Origin of the sequence: Actinokineospora auranticolor (genome assembly GCF_041897805.1) — a bacterium.
Classification (GTDB): Bacteria; Actinomycetota; Actinomycetes; order Mycobacteriales; family Pseudonocardiaceae; genus Actinokineospora; species Actinokineospora auranticolor.
This window is the reverse complement of the sequence record NZ_CP154825.1, coordinates 1,447,806-1,463,664: the sequence shown is the minus strand read 5'-3', so window position 1 is coordinate 1,463,664 and position 15,859 is coordinate 1,447,806. Positions and strand designations below refer to the sequence as shown.

9 protein-coding genes and 1 tRNA gene are annotated in these 15,859 nt (G+C 71.4%); 6 read left to right on the top strand and 4 right to left on the bottom strand.

From position 1 onward, the window contains the following. Positions 1–101: 101 nt before the first annotated feature. The 4 genes from V5P93_RS06930 to V5P93_RS06915 all read right to left on the bottom strand — a co-directional run bounded on the left by V5P93_RS06930 (position 102) and on the right by V5P93_RS06915 (position 9,972). Complete coding sequence (locus tag V5P93_RS06930) at positions 102–5,348, bottom strand: hypothetical protein (protein ID WP_104478537.1); 5,247 nt, start codon at positions 5,346–5,348, stop codon at positions 102–104. A 24-nt stretch (positions 5,349–5,372) separates the two neighbouring features. Then, positions 5,373–7,049 (bottom strand): energy-dependent translational throttle protein EttA, encoded by a 1,677-nt coding sequence (gene ettA, locus V5P93_RS06925; RefSeq protein ID WP_104478536.1) that lies wholly within the window; start codon positions 7,047–7,049, stop codon positions 5,373–5,375. Positions 7,050–7,294: 245 nt separating this feature from the next. Next, positions 7,295–7,807 (bottom strand): single-stranded DNA-binding protein, encoded by a 513-nt coding sequence (locus tag V5P93_RS06920; RefSeq protein WP_181043415.1) that lies wholly within the window; start codon positions 7,805–7,807, stop codon positions 7,295–7,297. Between the two features lie 155 nt (positions 7,808–7,962). Further along, positions 7,963–9,972, bottom strand: coding sequence for a cytochrome c oxidase assembly protein (locus V5P93_RS06915; protein ID WP_104478763.1), 2,010 nt, complete (start codon positions 9,970–9,972; stop codon positions 7,963–7,965). A gap of 92 nt (positions 9,973–10,064) precedes the next feature. On the opposite strand from V5P93_RS06915, the gene V5P93_RS06910 reads away from it, so the two are divergent. The 6 genes from V5P93_RS06910 to V5P93_RS06885 all read left to right on the top strand — a co-directional run bounded on the left by V5P93_RS06910 (position 10,065) and on the right by V5P93_RS06885 (position 15,847). After that, entirely contained in the window at positions 10,065–10,622 is a 558-nt protein-coding gene (locus V5P93_RS06910) for a DUF3558 family protein (RefSeq protein WP_181043414.1), read from the top strand. A gap of 136 nt (positions 10,623–10,758) precedes the next feature. Then, positions 10,759–10,831, top strand: a tRNA-Arg gene (locus tag V5P93_RS06905). 917 nt (positions 10,832–11,748) lie between these two features. Continuing rightward, complete coding sequence (locus tag V5P93_RS06900; RefSeq protein ID WP_374065526.1) at positions 11,749–12,339, top strand: hypothetical protein; 591 nt, start codon at positions 11,749–11,751, stop codon at positions 12,337–12,339. 96 nt (positions 12,340–12,435) lie between these two features. After that, complete coding sequence (locus tag V5P93_RS06895) at positions 12,436–12,576, top strand: hypothetical protein (protein WP_181043413.1); 141 nt, start codon at positions 12,436–12,438, stop codon at positions 12,574–12,576. Between the two features lie 80 nt (positions 12,577–12,656). Next, positions 12,657–13,466, top strand: a complete 810-nt coding sequence (gene ppk2 / locus V5P93_RS06890) for a polyphosphate kinase 2 (RefSeq protein WP_104478532.1) — start codon at positions 12,657–12,659, stop codon at positions 13,464–13,466. A 50-nt stretch (positions 13,467–13,516) separates the two neighbouring features. Then, the gene (locus tag V5P93_RS06885) at positions 13,517–15,847 is read left to right on the top strand and encodes a phosphoketolase (RefSeq protein ID WP_104478531.1); all 2,331 of its coding nucleotides are present in this window, start codon (positions 13,517–13,519) and stop codon (positions 15,845–15,847) included. The last annotated feature ends 12 nt before the right edge of the window (positions 15,848–15,859 follow it).

The window sequence follows — 15,859 nt, the reverse complement described above, 5'->3', positions numbered from 1 at the left end:
CACCGCGGTACCACCCCCGGAACGGGTCATGACGTGCGGTTTTGCGCCCTGGGAACGCGGTGTTTCGACCATCGTGACACGCCGGTCACCTGCCGTCGGCCTTAACCGTGGTCCAGATCGGCGGGCGCCCACTCCGACGACCGGTGCCTGCCCCGCAGCCCCGCGGGCGGCGTGGGCAGCCCGGACAGGTCCGCGCGCCGGGTCTCCCGCTCCCCCGGCTCGGCGGCGCGGGCGTCGGTGGCCCAGGTGGAACCGTCGGCGGGGCGGCGGGGCGGATCGGGTTCCCGCTCGTCGGCCCAGCCCTGGTTGGACTGGGTGGCCTGGAAGGCGACCAGGGCCTCGGCCAGCAAGTCGGCCAGACCACTGGGGTTGGTGCGCTCGCGCCTGCTGCCGGGACTGCCGGGGGACCGCCGCCTGCGGGCGGGGAGGGCGGGCCGGTCGGCGGGCTCGTCCGCGGACAAGGCGGGGCGGTCCAGGTCGACGGGCTCGGGGAACTCGTCCTCGGCCTTGTCGATCACCCCGGAGTTGCGCGGCAACCCCCGCAACCGAGCGGCGAAGTCACTGGCCAACCGGTCGGCGGCGACGGACGCGCTGGAGTCGACACTGCCCGCCCCGATGGACCCGGTGTCGCGTTTGAGGGGCGGGTTGTGGGGGTCGGGGATCGCGGGGGTGAGCGGGGGCTCGGGGATCTCCGGGCGGTGTGGGGGTTCGGGCACCTCGGGGCGGAGGGGGCCGGGGGTGGTGGGGTCGGAGCGGAAGGGGTCCGGCCGGAAGGGATCGGGGTGACCGGGTTCCGGCTGGAAGGGATCAGGCCGGAAGGGGTCTGGTTGCCCGGGTTCCGGCTGGAACGGGTCTGGCTGGAACGGGTCTGGCTGATCGGGGTCCGGACGAGTGGGGTCCGGCCGGAAGGGGTCTGGCTGGAACGGGTCTGGCTGATCGGGGTCCGGACGAGTGGGGTCCGGCCGGAAGGGGTCTGGTTGCCCGGGTTCCGGCTGGAACGGGTCCGGCTGGAAAGGGTCGGACCTGCCAGGGCCGGGTTGGGCGGGATCGGACCGGGTCGGATCGGACCGGAAGGGATCGGGTTGGGCGGGACCGGACCGGGAAGGGTCCGAGCGGGTGGGGTCCGAGCGGAAGGGGTCGGGTCGGGTGGGCTCGGGGTGACCGGGGTCAGGTTCGGCGGGGTCCGGCCGGGTGGGACCGAACCGAGCCGGGTCGAGCTGCCCGAGTTCGGGTCGGAAAGGGTCCGGCTGGGAAGAGTCGGACCGGAAGGGATCCGACCGGGTGGGGTCGGACGGAAAAGAGTCCAACCCGCCAGGCTCGGGTCGGAGAGGGCCGGACCGGGTGGAGTCCAGCCGAGCGGGACCGGACCGGGGCGGGTCTGGCCGGAAGGGGTCGGGTCGGTCGGGTTCCGGTTGGAAGGGGTCCGGGCCGGTGGGGGTCGGCTGGGAGGGGTCGGGCACCGGGCGGTCGGGCGGCGTCGGGACGTCGTCGGGCTTTGGGGGTTGGGGCTGGGAGTTCAGGAAGAACTGGTCCAGCGGGAGGGCCGGGGCGGGGATCCTCGGGAGGAGTCCCGAGTCCTGGGCGCGCACGGTGTCGGCGGGGATGGGAGTGGTGTCGTCCTCGGACCACAGGTCGCTGTCCGGGGCCAGCGAGGCGGCGGGCAGCATCGGCGGGGAAGGCAGATCAGTGCCGACGAGAGCGTTGGGGTCGTAGTAGTAGTCGTCGTCCTCGGGGGCCCTGCGGCGGCCGCCGCCCTCGGCGGTGACCCCGAAGCGGCTCAGCACGGCTTGGGCGCCCGCGGTGGGTTCGTCCGAAGTGGACTTCTCGACGGGTTCCTCGGCCTTGGCCCGGCGCGCGGCGCGCCTGCCGACCGGGGCGGAGGGGTCGGGGGTGGTCTCGGCGTTGTCCGCTTGCGGGACGGGTCGGCGGAACGACCCGGAGTCCTGCGGCCACACCGGGGCGCTGTCCTCCGGGGTCAACCGCGTCCAGGAGCCGGAGTCGCGTAGCTCGCGGCTGGCGGTGGTTTCCTTGCCTTCGAGGATGGCCTCGATCCCGCTTGGCCGGGGCTCGACGGGTTTTTCCCGCCGGACCCCGCCGGTCAGCCTGCGTACCTGGGCCGCGTCGATCTCCCGGCTGAACGCCCCTGACCGGTGTGTTCGCCGCCCGCCGTCGGATTCGGGGTTGGCCTGGGGGCCGAACACCCCGGGGGTCTCCCCGGCGGGAATCCGGTGCGCGCCGGAAGCGAAGTTCGCGGCGGAGCCCGGTGTGGCCGTGTGTGCGGGTTGGTCCGCATGACCAAGGGGCGCGGCGTCCGTTGGTGTGTCGGGCACAGCCACATCCGCGAGGTCTCCACCCGGGGGGGCGGCCGGGTGGGAACGCTTGTGCTCGCCGGTGTGTCCGAATGCGCCTGACCCGCGGTCCGGCCCGGCGGCATGGGCTGCCGCGTCGGTGGTGGGTGCCGACGTGGAGGCGGGGGAGGTCGTGTGTGAAGCGGAAGCCGTGTGCGCGCCGATGGCGGGTTCCATCGGCGCGGCGGGCACCGCGTCGGCCGTGGCGCGAGAGGCGGAAGCATCGTGCGCCCCGGTCACGACCGGCGTGGCGAGCATCGCATCGACGGCGGTCGGCGCGGACGCGAAGGAGGCTGCCCGCGAAGCGGGAACGGCGTGGGCCCCGGTCGCAGCGCCCAGGGCGCTAGCCGCGTGTCCCGCCTGCGCCACGTCGGCGATCGGGGTCGACGTCGAAGCGTGCGAGGTGGCCTGCGCTGCGGGAACGGCGTGCGCCCCGGTCGCCGCGCCAAGGGCGCTAGCCGTGTGTGCCGCCTGCGCCGCGTCAGCGATCGGAGTCGACGTCGAAGCGTGCGAGGTGGCCTGCGCGGCGTGGGTTCCGGTAGCCGCGCCGGGGGCGCTCGTTGGCGTGGAGGTTGCCCGTGGAACGGGAGCGGCATGTGCCCCGCTCGCCGCAACGGGGGCGCTCAACGGCGTGGCAGCCGTGCGCGCCGCGTCGGCGATCGGGGTGGGCGTCGAGGCGTGGGGGGTGGTCTGTGCGGCGGGAGCGGCGTGGGTGCCGGTTGCCGCATCGGTGGTGAGTGGTGACGCGGGGGCGGCGTGGGCGCCAGTCGCCGGGCCGGGGAGGGCTATCGGCGCCGCGGCTGCGTGTGCGGCGTCGGTGGTGGGGGTCGATGTCGGAGCGTGGGGGGTGGTCTGTGCGGTGTGGGTTCCGGTGGCCGAGTTGGAAGGGGCCGTCGGTGTGGTCGCGGCCGTTGTGGGGGCAGGCGGGGGCGTGGTGGGCTGTGGGGTGGGGGTGTCCGGGTCGAGCGGGACCGTTTTCGCCGTGGTGGGGGTGCGGTCCAGGCGGTCGGTGCGGCGCAGGACGGCGGGGGCCGGGGTCAACTGCTCCGGTACGGCCATGGCGCGGCGGGCGGCGGCCAGCAGGGCGTCGATGCCGGTGGTCGGGCCGTCCGGGGTGCCGGGGGCGGCGGCGGTGCCGGTGGTGATGGTGAGTTCCTGGCCGTGGTCGTCGATCAGCCACTGGGCCTCGGTGGCGGTCTCGCGGATCGCGGTGGCCAGGCGGTCGGCCGTGTCCAGGGACGTGTCGGGCAGCAGGACCGCGAACTCGCCCCGGTCGGAGCGGAGCAGTTCGGCGTTGGCCGGGGCCAGGGCCCGGACGTGGATGGCGAGGGCGTTGAGGGACACCTCGCCGCCTACCGGAAGGGGTGGTTCCTCGGGTTCGATCGGTTCGGCGACGCCCTTGGGGCCGACCCGGACCAGCGTCACGGCGAACGTCTCCCCGTCCGGGGCCGGTTCGGTGATGACTCGCCGCGAGGTCGCCCCGGACGCGCTGGTGCGCGCGCGAGTCGGGGCCTCCGGGCCCGTGGCCCGCTCGGCCCGCCGGGAGACGACGGCCGAATCGCGGGTCCGCGCGGAAGCGGACGCCGGGGTGCCGGGCACCGCGGGGGTGGCCGCGGAATCCGAGTCCCGTTTCGCGCGCCGTGCGATGGCCCCCGAGTCGTTGCGCGGTCGGGATGGGGTGGCGGGTGCGGTCCCGGTCAGGGGGGTGGTGCGGGGTTCTTCGTCTTGCTCGGTGCCGGGGTCGGTGACCGCGCGCACCGAGGGGGCGGTGTCCTCGCCTCGGGTTGCGCGTCGGGAGAGGGGGGCCGAGGTGGCCGTCGCGGGCTTTTGCTCCTCGGCGGCCGGTGTCGGGGTGGTGGGCCTGGTCTTGGCGGGGACCGCGGTGACCGGGCGGACGGCGTTGCGGAGGGCGGCGACGGCGGTGGCCGGGTCGTGGACGGCACCGACTTCGGCCACCAAGAGCGACTTCGCCGACTGGGCGGCGCGGAGGTAGCGGTACTCGGCGGCGCGCGCGGAGCGCAGGGCGTGCAGGGCCTCGACCGGGTGGTCGGCCTCCTCCTCGGCGTGGGCGAGGAACGTCCACGCGTCGGTGAGCAGGGAGTCGAGGTGGTGGCGTTCGGCCACCCGGACGACCTCGGTGAGCAGGATCCGCCCGGACTCGGCGCGGCCGGAGGGCAGCAGGACGCGGGTGGCGATGGCCAGCCGCAGCCTGCCCAGGGCCAGCGCGGAGGTGGCGCGGACGGGTTCGCCCAGCGCCACGGCGGCGACCCGGCCCGCCTCGTCGAGGTCGCCGTCGTCGAGCAGGGCGCAGACCAGTTCCAGCACCAGCCGGGAGCGGGCCAGACCGCCCTCGGCCTCGGCGTCGGACATGCGGTTGAGCAGCGCGAGACCCTCGCGGGCCGACTCCGCGGCGGCCTCGGTGTCGCCGTGGCGGCGGTGGTACGAGGCGGCCCGCACGCACAGCAGCGACCGCTCCAACCGGCGGCCGTCCTGGCCGGTGTCCCCGTCGGCGGCGAAGAGCCGGTCGGCCTCGGCCAGCGCGTCTTCCAGGTCGTCGCGGTTGCCGACGTGCGCGGCGCACGCGACGAACTGGCCGAGCGCCAGCGCCCGACCGGCGGGCCGGGTGCCGGTGGCGCGCAGTACCGGCCGCAGCAGCTCGCAGCCGGTGAGCGGTTCGCCGAGCACCCGCGCGCAGGCCGCCAGCGCGACCCGCAGCACCGCCGCCCGGTCGACCTGGCCGCCGCCGGTGACGGCGCGCAGCGCGGCCAAGCCGGGCTCGACCGCCTCGGCGTGCCTGCCCAGCTTGACCAGCAGCGTGCCCAGCAGCTCCTGCGCCCTGGTGACCGTGGCGGCCTCGACCGCCGCCGAGGTGAGCGCCCGGGCGGCGAACTGGACCGCCAGCTCCGGGGCACCGCCCCGGAGCCGCTCGGCCGCGTCCACCAGCTCCGCGCACCGGGACGGGGACGACCCCTCCGCCGGTAACTCGTTCCAGGCCGCCACGTCGCCGCTCTCCTGTCCGGTCCTCTAGTCCCGGGTGAGCTTGCGGTAGGTCACCCGGTGCGGCCGCGCGGCGTCGGCGCCGAGCCGTTCGATCTTGTTCTTCTCGTACCCCTCGAAGTTGCCCTCGAACCAGAACCACTTGGCCGGGCTCTCGGGGGTGCCCTCCCAGGCCAGGATGTGGGTGCAGGTGCGGTCCAGGAACCAGCGGTCGTGGGAGATGACCACCGCGCACCCGGGGAACTGCTCCAGCGCGTTCTCCAGCGACCCCAGGGTCTCGACGTCGAGGTCGTTGGTCGGCTCGTCGAGCAGGATCAGGTTCCCGCCCTGCTTGAGCGTGAGCGCCAGGTTGAGCCGGTTGCGCTCGCCGCCGGAGAGCACGCCCGCGGGCTTCTGCTGGTCCGGGCCCTTGAAGCCGAACGCGCTGACGTACGCGCGCGAGGGCATCTCGACCTGGCCGACCTGGATGTAGTCCAGGCCGCCGGACACCGTCTCGAACACCGTCTTCTTCGGGTCGATGTTGGCCCGGTTCTGGTCGACGTAGGACAGCGACACCGTCTCGCCGATCTTGACGTTGCCGGTGTCCGGCTTCTCCAGCCCGACGATCGTCTTGAACAGCGTGGTCTTGCCGACGCCGTTGGGGCCGATCACGCCGATGATGCCGTTGCGCGGCAGGTCGAAGCTGAGCCCGTCGATCAGGACCCGGTCGCCGAAGCCCTTCTGCAGCTTGTCGACCTCGACCACGATGTTGCCCAGGCGCGGGCCCGGCGGGATCTGGATCTCCTCGAAGTCGAGCTTGCGGGTCTTCTCCGCCTCCGCGGCCATCTCCTCGTAGCGGTCGAGGCGGGACCGGGACTTGGTCTGCCGGGCCTTGGCGTTGGAGCGGACCCAGGCCAGCTCCTCCTTGAGCCGGCGCTGCAGCTTCTGGTCCTTCTTGCCCTGGACGGCGAGCCGCTCGGCCTTCTTCTCCAGGTAGGTGGAGTAGTTGCCCTCGTAGGGGTAGGTGCGGCCGCGGTCGATCTCGAGGATCCACTGCGCCAGGTTGTCCAGGAAGTACCGGTCGTGGGTGACGGCCAGGACGGCGCCCGGGTACTGCGCGAGGTGCTGCTCCAGCCACAGCACGCTCTCCGCGTCCAGGTGGTTGGTGGGCTCGTCGAGCAGCAGCAGGTCGGGCTTGGACAGCAGCAGCTTGCACAGCGCGACCCGGCGGCGCTCGCCACCGGAGAGCACCGTGACGTCGGCGTCCGGCGCCGGGCAGCGCAGCGCGTCCATGGCCTGCTCGAGCTGCGAGTCCAGGTCCCAGGCGTCGGCGTGGTCGAGCTCCTCCTGGAGCTTGCCCATCTCCTCCATCAGCTCGTCGGAGTACTCCGTGGCCATCAGCTCGGCGATCTCGTTGAACCGGTCGAGCTTGACCTTGATCTCGCCGAAGGCCTCCTGGACGTTGCCCAGGACGGTCTTCTCCTCGTTGAGCGGCGGTTCCTGCTGCAGGATGCCGACGGAGTAGCCGGGCGAGAGGAAGGCCTCGCCGTTGTTGGGCTGGTCGAGGCCGGCCATGATCTTGAGCACGCTCGACTTGCCCGCGCCGTTGGGGCCCACCACCCCGATCTTCGCCCCGGGCAGGAACTGGATGGTGACGTCATCAAGGATGACCTTGTCCCCGTGCGCCTTGCGCACCTTCTTCATGGTGTAGATGAACTCGGCCATGCTGGCGATCGTAGAGTGGTCGGTCGGCGCCCATGAGCGCGACCGGGGGGACCGGACGCGCCGTGGCGTGCGTACCGCCGAACGGGTTACGCGGTCGACCGTCGCGCAGCGCGTCGACCGGCTCACGCTTCGCCGTGGTCGAGTACCGCTCGCCGTCGGGCGCCGCGGCCCGGTGCTCTGACGACCCGCACCTCCCCTCCCTGTCCCATGCGGACATGCCTCCGCGGTGACCACGGCAAACCCCTTCACGCGGCCTGGGCGGCAGGCCCGGGTTCGGCAGTCGGGGCGGACCCGCTCGGCTCGGCCGCGCCCGGCAACGCGGTCACCCCGGCCTTCTCGGCCACCCCCGGGCCCTCGGCTGGCTCGGGGTTCTCGGTCGCGGTCCGGCGCCAGGCGACCCGGTCGGGGTCGCGCTTGACCTCCACCGGGTCGAAGGTCAGGTCGGGGCCGACAGCCCGGGCGTCCACCTCGACGCTGAGCCGGAGCCTGCCGTGGTGCTCGAACTCGCGGTGGTACAGCCTGCCGACCACGATGACCCGGTCGCCGCGGGCGAGCGAGGTGTGCGCGTTGTCGCCGAGCCTGCGCCAGCAGTGGACGGACACGAACATGCCGTCGCCGTCCACCCAGGACTGGGTCTCCGCGTCGAAGCGGCGTTCCCGGCAGTGCATGCGGAAGCTGGTGATCGATCCGGTGGAGAAGCGCCGCCGGGTGATCTCCCCGGCGAGCCTGCCGACCAGCGTGACGATCGTTTCGTTCATCCCTCGACCTCTCTCGGATGGGCCTTCCGGACCAGGGTGACCGAGGCGCGAGGCCGGTTCGAGGAGGCGGCGGGAGCTGTGGACAGCTTCGAGGTATGTGGATGACTTCGGACGGGAAAACCGCCCCATTCCGGAGTTCTGGACCCGAAATCGGGTCAGTTCTGGGGTTTGCCGTCCGCCATCTGCTTGAGCATGGCGTTGTAGGCGTCGAGGTCGTCGGAAGTGCCCTCGTCCACCCGGCGGTCGGATCGGCGGGCCTCGCGGTCGTCGGCGCGCGACCACTGGGCCAGCAGCGCGATCAGCACGACCAGCAGCGGGATCTCACCGGAGGCCCAGGCGATGCCGCCGCCGAGCCGCTGGTCGGCCAGCAGGTCGGTGTTCCACGGCAGGCCCAGGCCCTGGTAGAAGCGCTCGCCGATGACCGTCTGGGTGCTCATGAGGATGACGCCGAAGAACGCGTGGAACGGCATGGAGGCGAAGACCAGGCCGAGCCGACCGACGTGCGGGAGCTTGCGCGGCGCGGGGTCGACGCCGATCACGGGCCAGTAGAACAGGTAGCCCACAAGGAGGAAGTGGGTGTTCATGACCAGGTGCGCCCAGTGCTTCTCCAGCGCCGAGTCGAAGAGCCCGGTCAGGTAGAGGCCGTAGAAGGAACCGACGAACAGCACCAACGCGACCACCGGCTGCGTCAGGAACCGGGACACCGGCGAGTGGACGAAGGCCAGCAGCCACTCCCGCGGCCCCGGCGGCGCGTCCTTCCCCGCGGCCGGGAAAACCCGCAGCGCGAGGGTCATCGGGGCGCCCAGCACGAACAGCACCGGCGCGAGCATGGACAGCAGCATGTGCGCTTCCATGTGCACGCTGAACATCGCGGGCGCGTACCGACCGATGCCGGACGAGGTGGCCACCAGCAGCACCAGGCACCCGGCGAGCCACGACACGACCCGGCCGACCGGCCAGGCGATCCCCCGGCGCCGCAACCGCACGACCCCGCGCAGGTAGAGCACGGCGAGCACGACGGCCGCGGTGCCGAAGACGAGGTCGAACCGCCAGCTGAACAGCAGCCGCGACAGGGTCGGTTCGGTGGTCAGCGGGTACCCGAGCGCGAGTTCGACGCGGTCCGGCTCGACGTAGAGGGCCTGCGGGGGTGGCGTCCTGGCCAGCGCGGCGGCGATGCCGATGGTCAGCAGCATGATCAGGACCTCGACGGCGGCCAGGCGCACCAGTGCCCCGCGCGAACCCCGCTCCACTACGGCGCGTACGCCGCGCTCGCGCTGGAAGTACCCGAAGACGCCGAGTACGAGCAGCGCGAAGGTCTTGACCAGGACGAGAGCGCCGTACCAGGTGTCGAAGAGGTCGCTGAACGGAACCCGCACCCACGCGTTGACCACGCCGGAGACCGCCATGACGATCCAGCACACCAGGGCCAGCTTGGAGAAGCGGCTCGCGGCCAGGCCGAGGTGCTCGGCGCTGCGGCGGCCGTGCGCGAGCAGCGCGACCAGGCCGCCGACCCACAGCGCCACGGCGACCAGGTGGAACAGCAGGCTGTTGGTCGCCACGTCGTGCTGGCCGCCGCTGGAGGAGTGTCCGGTGACCGCGACAGGCACGATGCCGACAAGCGCCACTACGAACAGCGTCGCCGTCCAGCCCCAGGTAAGGGCAAACCTCGTGCCGACAAGCACTACGAGCGCAAGAGCCGCAGTCAGTAACCACGCCTGAGCCTGGGTAAGAGTCCCTAGAAGGTTAAGAAGCACATCGGTTTGCAGAACCGACGTGATGGACTGGCCGACCGCGTCCGCGGCGGTGAAGGGCGCGGACAGCAACGCGCCGACGAACCAGACCGCGGCACCCCAACTCGCCATGCGCAGCGCGGCGTAACCACCCACGTCGAGGACACCGGAACGCTGCGGTGGGACGAGGAACGCGGCGAAGAGCAGCGAACCGACGGTGACCACGCAACCGACCTCGGTGAGCACTCTGACCACGGTCAACGCGTGCTCGGTGAACGCGTCCGGGGTCGGGAGGCCCTGCAGCTCGTACCGGTCGCCCCCGGAGGCGGCGACGATGGCGGCGCCGACGAGGGCCGCGAGCAGTCCCCCGACGACGAGCAGTGGGGCCAGGCCCGATCCCGGGCGCCGGGTGTCGGTCGCGCTGTCCTGTGGCACGACTCGAGGGTAATCGCCACCCCCCACCCACCCGAGCGACGGTGTTTCCCAGTGTTCGGGGGTTCACACCGCGAGGCACTACCGTAGGCCCGGTGAGGCGCGGACACGTCGCGGCGACCGCCATCGGGGCACTGGCACTCCTGGCGGGTTGCGGCGCACCCGTGGCGGGCAACCCCGTACCGGCGGCCGGGTTCTGGTCGGTCACCAGCGTGACACCCACGGTGATCGGCGGCGTCCCGCTGTCACTCGACGGTGTCGACCTGTGTTCGTTGCTCACCGAGCCCGACCTCAAAGCCGCGGGCGGGCTGGTCGGCGCACCCCGAACCCGCTCCGAGACCTTCCCCGACTCCTGCGGCTACCCCCTCGGCGGCGGCGCCACTGACGACTACGCCCTGGTCGCGTTCTACAAGCCCCTCGACCAAGTCAGACGCACCCAACCGGCCGGTCACGAGGAGAACACCCTCGGCTACCCGACCTGGCTGCACTGCGCGGTCCAAGACGGCTACCGCACCTGCACCGCGACCGTGGCCGTGCGCGGCGACCGATCCCTCCTGGTGGCAGTGGAAAAACGGGACACCCCGGAGGCCGACGTGCTCCGTCTCCTACAACCGTTGACAGAACGGGCCATCGAGAGACTTCCGCGCGCATAGCGCAACCGGGCCTGCCCCGAACGGACGCAAGAAAGCGGTCTTCGTCACCCGATCAGTGCTGACCGGAAACGGTGAGGCCGCCTGTGACGATCAGTCCCGTGGAACGGTCTACCGTGCGGCCTCGGCCGCACACGCTGCCCTCGTAGCTCAGCGGATAGAGCAGGAGCCTTCTAAGCTCTTGGCCGCAGGTTCGAGTCCTGCCGGGGGCACTCGCTTTGGGCGACCCATGTTCGCGGAACGCGCGAACCTGGGTCGCTCGTCTTTTTTCTGGGGTGCAACCCCAGGCCCGCCCGGAGGGCTGCGCCCCCGGACCCCCGAGCGGGGGGCAGGTATGGGCGCAGGGGCAGATGTGGGCGCAGGGGCAGATGTGGGCGCAGGGGCAGATGTGGGCGCGAAGGCGGGGCAACTGCGGATGCGGGCCGCGCGGAGCGGGAGCGCGGAGCGGGAGCGGGGCTGCGTGGATGGGGATGCGCAGGAGCGTAGGAGCAGGAGCGGGGCTGTGCGGAGCGTGAGAGCGCGGGCGGATGCGGGGCTGCGCGGATGCGCGGGGGTGGGCGTGGGGGCCTGCGTGCGGGGTGCCTGTGGATGCGGGCCTTGTGGGGGCGGATGTTTGGGCAGGCGCCGGAACCAGTGAGCGCGACCACGAGCCTGTGGGGATGGGCAGCGTGGGGTGACTGGCGTGGGTGGGTGGGGGCGGTGGGGTGGGGGCGGTTTGGGTTGGGCGTTTTCTTGGTTGTCGAGAGAGGTTTTGGGCGGGCTTGTGGTGGGAATTGTTTGAGGGTGGTTGTTGCCGTTTGGGGGTTGAGATCTTGATCTATTTGATGTTGAGGCGTGCTTGAGGCTTGGTAACGGTTTGGGAATTGGGGTTGCGTTGGGCGCGGCAGGGGTGACGGGGTGCGCGATGGTGGTGAAGACGAGGGTTGACCTGGGGTTTTGTTCGGTTCCGTGAGTTGGGTCACAGTGGGCGAACTTGGCGGGTGGGTGCGCATCTCTTATTGCAGACGCTGAGGCGTCGGGTACTCGCGGGTGGGCCGCGGGTTTCTTGGGGATCTTAATGGGGGATCTTCTCATGCGTAAGTCTGTTGTTGTGCTGGGCATTTCCGTTGTTGTTTCCGTGGGTGTTTCGTTGCTGGGGGCTGGGGTGGCGGCGGCGCAGGTGGGGTCGTCGGCGGGGGCGGTGGTGGTGTGGGCCGACCTCAACGGCGACCGGGTCAAGGACAAGGTCACCTTGCGGCCGGTGGCGGGGTCGAAGACCCAGCAAGAACTTTCGGCGACGGTGCGGGGGAAGCGGTACACGGCGCGGATGCCGCTGGAGAACTTCGCGGGCACCGTTCGGCAGCCCGTTGTGGTGGACCTGGACAAGGACCGGCGCAAGGAGGTGTTGGTGGTGGAGTCGGTTGGCGCCAACACCGACCGGCTCAGCGCGTGGCGGCTCAGCGGGCGGTCGCTGGTTCCGGTGACCTCCGGTGGCAAGGCGGTGCAGATCTGGCAGGGCGGTGGAGTCAGCGGCGTTCTGCGGTACGGGTGCGAGCAGGCGCGGTCGGGGGGCAGGTTCGTGACCGTGTCCGCGGAGCTGGACTGGGCGCGCGACGTGTACGTGGGTGAGCGCGTCACGTACACGGTGCGGAACGGCAAGATGGCGGTCATCGGGCGCAAGCACATCGAGGGCGCACGGACCGACGCGGCGTTCCAGACCAAGCCGGGCGCTTGCGCTTAGTCGTCCACAGTAGACAAGGGGGCGTGGGGCACACCGGGGGTCTCGACACAAGGTGTGCCCCACGATCGAGTGGTTGTCGTCCAGGGTGAAACGCAGGTGGGGGTTCGGCGGATCACCATGGTGAAGATCGTCGAGCACGGGCACCCGGCGCGGGGTGCGGCGTGCGCGGCGGCGGCCGCCCGGCGGGAGACGGGGGGCCGCCGCCGTCGCTACTCGGCGCGCGTCGCCGCGGGTTGACGCACCCCGCGGCGGGTGAGCTCGGGGACGTAGTGGCCGTCACGGCTGCGGGGGCGGTCGGTTGCGGGCAGGCTGGGGGCATGGCGAAGGCGAAGAACGGGCGGGTGCCCCGCGAGGCGTACGAGCGGGAGCTGCTGCGGCTGCAGGGCGAGCTGGTGCGCATGCAGGAGTGGGTGAAGGCGAGCGGTACCCGGCTGGTCGTGGTGTTCGAGGGGCGGGACGCGGCGGGCAAGGGCGGGACGATCAAGCGGGTCGCGGAGCACCTGAACCCGCGGGTCTGCCGGATCGTGGCGCTGCCGACGCCGACCGAGCGGGAGCGGACGCAGTGGTACTTCCAGCGGTACGTGGCGCACCTGCCCGCCGCGGGGGAGATCGTGCTGCTCGACCGGAGCTGGTACAACCGGGCGGGCGTGGAGCGGGTGATGGGCTTCTGCACGCCGCAGGAGTACCAGCGGTTCCTCCGCCAGTGCCCGATCTTCGAGCAGCTGCTGGTCGAGGACGGGGTGCTGCTGCGCAAGTACTGGTTCTCGGTGAGCGAGACCGAGCAGGTGCGGCGGTTCCGGGAGCGGCACGACAACCCGTTGAAGCAGTGGAAGCTCTCGCCGATGGACCTGGAGTCGATCACCCGGTGGGACGACTACTCGCGGGCCCGCGACGACATGCTCGTGCACACCGACACCCCGGTCGCGCCGTGGATGATCGTCGAGGCGGAGGACAAGCGGGCCGCCCGGCTGAACATGATCGCCCACCTGCTGTCCAGCGTGCCGTGGGAACCGGTGGAGCGGCCCGAGCTGAAGCTGCCGGATCGCCCGTCGGGGAGTGGTTACGTCCGACCGTCCCGGGAACTCGAGCACCAAGTGCCCGACCACGCCGGGACCTTGGTCGACTGACGGGGCCGCAGTGCGCCGCTAGCGTTGGGGGTGCCCGAGGAGAGGACGACATGCCTACCTTGTCACCGGACGACCTCCGTCTCATTGATGCCTACTGGCGCGCCGCCAACTACCTGTCCGTCGGTCAGATCTACCTGCTGGACAACCCGTTGCTGCGGGAGTCCCTGCGGTCGGAGCACGTCAAGCCGCGGCTGCTCGGCCACTGGGGCACCACGCCCGGCCTGAACCTCCTCTACGCCCACCTGAACCGGGTGATCCGCGAACGCGACGAGAACGTCCTCTACGTCACCGGACCCGGCCACGGCGGTCCGGGTCTGGTGGCGAACGCGTACCTGGAAGGCACCTACAGCGAGGTCTACACGGGGATCGGTGAGAACACCGACGGTCTGCGATCGCTGTTCCGCCAGTTCTCCTTCCCCGGCGGCATCCCCAGCCACGTCGCCCCGGAGACGCCCGGCTCCATCCACGAGGGTGGCGAGTTGGGCTATGCGCTCGTGCACGCTTTCGGCGCCGTCTTCGACAACCCCGACCTGGTGGCGTTGTGCGTTATCGGTGATGGTGAGGCGGAAACGGGCCCGTTGGCGGCCAGTTGGCACTCCAACAAGTTCCTCAACCCACGGCGTGACGGCGTAGTCCTGCCGGTTCTGCACCTCAACGGGTACAAAATCGCCAATCCGACCCTCTTGTCCCGTATCCCCGAAGAGGAACTTGCGTCCCTCATGCGCGGATACGGCTACGAGCCGCACTTCGTCACCGGTGACGACCCGGCCGCCGTGCACGAACTCCTGGCCTCTACTTTGGACAAGGTGTTCGACGAGATCGCCGCGATCCGGGCCGACCCGGACACCCGACCGGCGTGGCCGATGATCGTCCTACGCACCCCGAAGGGCTGGACCGGGCCTGCCGAGGTGGACGGTCAGCAGGTCGAGGGCACTTTCCGGGCGCACCAGGTGCCGTTGTCGGGCACCCGGACCAACGCGGGCCACCGCAGGCAGCTGGAGGAGTGGCTGCGCTCGTACCGGCCGGAGGAACTGTTCGACGACGACGGCGCGCTGGTGCCGGAGTTGCGCGCGCTGGCCCCGAAGGGCGACCGGCGGATGAGCGCGAACCCGCACACCAACGGCGGTCTGGTGCTGCGCGAGCTGGTGATGCCGGACTTCCGCGACCACGCGGTGCAGGTGCGCGAACGCGGTGCGGACACCAGCGAGGCGACCCGCGTGCTCGGCGTCTTCCTGCGCGACCTGATGCGCCGCAACCCCGCCAACTTCCGGGTCATGGGTCCGGACGAGGTGGCGTCCAACCGGCTGTCGGCGGTGTTCGAGGAGACCGACCGGGCGTGGAGCGCCCAGACGCTGCCCGGCGACGACCACCTCGGGCCGGACGGGCGGGTCATGGAGGTGCTGTCCGAGCACCTGTGCCAGGGCTGGCTGGAGGGCTACCTGCTCACCGGCAGGCACGGCCTGTTCACCAGCTACGAGGCGTTCATCCACATCGTCGACTCGATGCTCAACCAGCACGCGAAGTGGCTGAAGACGACCCGGCACATCCCGTGGCGGGCGCCTATCGCGTCGCTGAACTACCTGTTGTCCTCACACGTCTGGCGCCAGGACCACAACGGGTTCAGCCACCAGGACCCCGGGTTCCTCGACCACGTTGTGAACAAGAAGGCCGAAGTGGTCCGGGTGTACCTACCGCCGGACACGAACACGTTGTTGTCCGTGGCGGACCACTGCCTCCGTAGTAGGCACTACGTCAACGTAATCGTCGCGGGTAAGCAGCCCGCGTTGACCTACCTGACGATGGACGAGGCCATCGCGCACTGCACGCGCGGTCTGGGTATCTGGGAGTGGGCGGGAACGACCGACGGTGAGCCGGACGTCGTGCTGGCGTGCGCCGGCGACATCCCGACGCTGGAAACGTTGGCGGCGGCGAAGCTGCTGCGTGCGCACCTGCCGGAGTTGCGGGTCCGGGTGGTGAACGTGGTCGACCTGATGCGGCTGCAACCCGATACCGAACACCCGCACGGCCTGTCGGACGGCGACTTCGACGCGCTGTTCACCACCGACAAGCCGGTCGTCTTCGCCTTCCACGGCTACCCGTGGCTCATCCACCGACTCACCTACCGACGCAACAACCACCGCAACCTGCACGTGCGCGGCTACAAAGAAGAAGGCACCACAACCACCCCGTTCGACATGGTCATGCTCAACGACCTCGACCGGTTCCACCTCGTCATGGATGTCATCGACCGGGTGCCGCACCTGGGTGGGAAGGCGGCCGTGCTGCGCCAGCGGATGGCCGACGCGCGGCTGGCGGCCCGGCAGTACACCCGTGAACACGGCGAGGACGACCCGGCGATCGCCGAGTGGACCTGGGCCTGATGCGGGTCCTGG

Excerpts from the sequence above, each read along its gene's own strand:
- V5P93_RS06885 (WP_104478531.1), top strand. The coding sequence starts at position 13,517 with ATGCCTACCTTGTCACCGGACGACCTCCGTCTCATTGATGCCTACTGG.
- V5P93_RS06920 (WP_181043415.1), bottom strand. The coding sequence starts at position 7,807 with ATGAACGAAACGATCGTCACGCTGGTCGGCAGGCTCGCCGGGGAGATC.
- ppk2 (WP_104478532.1), top strand. The coding sequence starts at position 12,657 with ATGGCGAAGGCGAAGAACGGGCGGGTGCCCCGCGAGGCGTACGAGCGG.
- ettA (WP_104478536.1), bottom strand. The coding sequence starts at position 7,049 with ATGGCCGAGTTCATCTACACCATGAAGAAGGTGCGCAAGGCGCACGGG.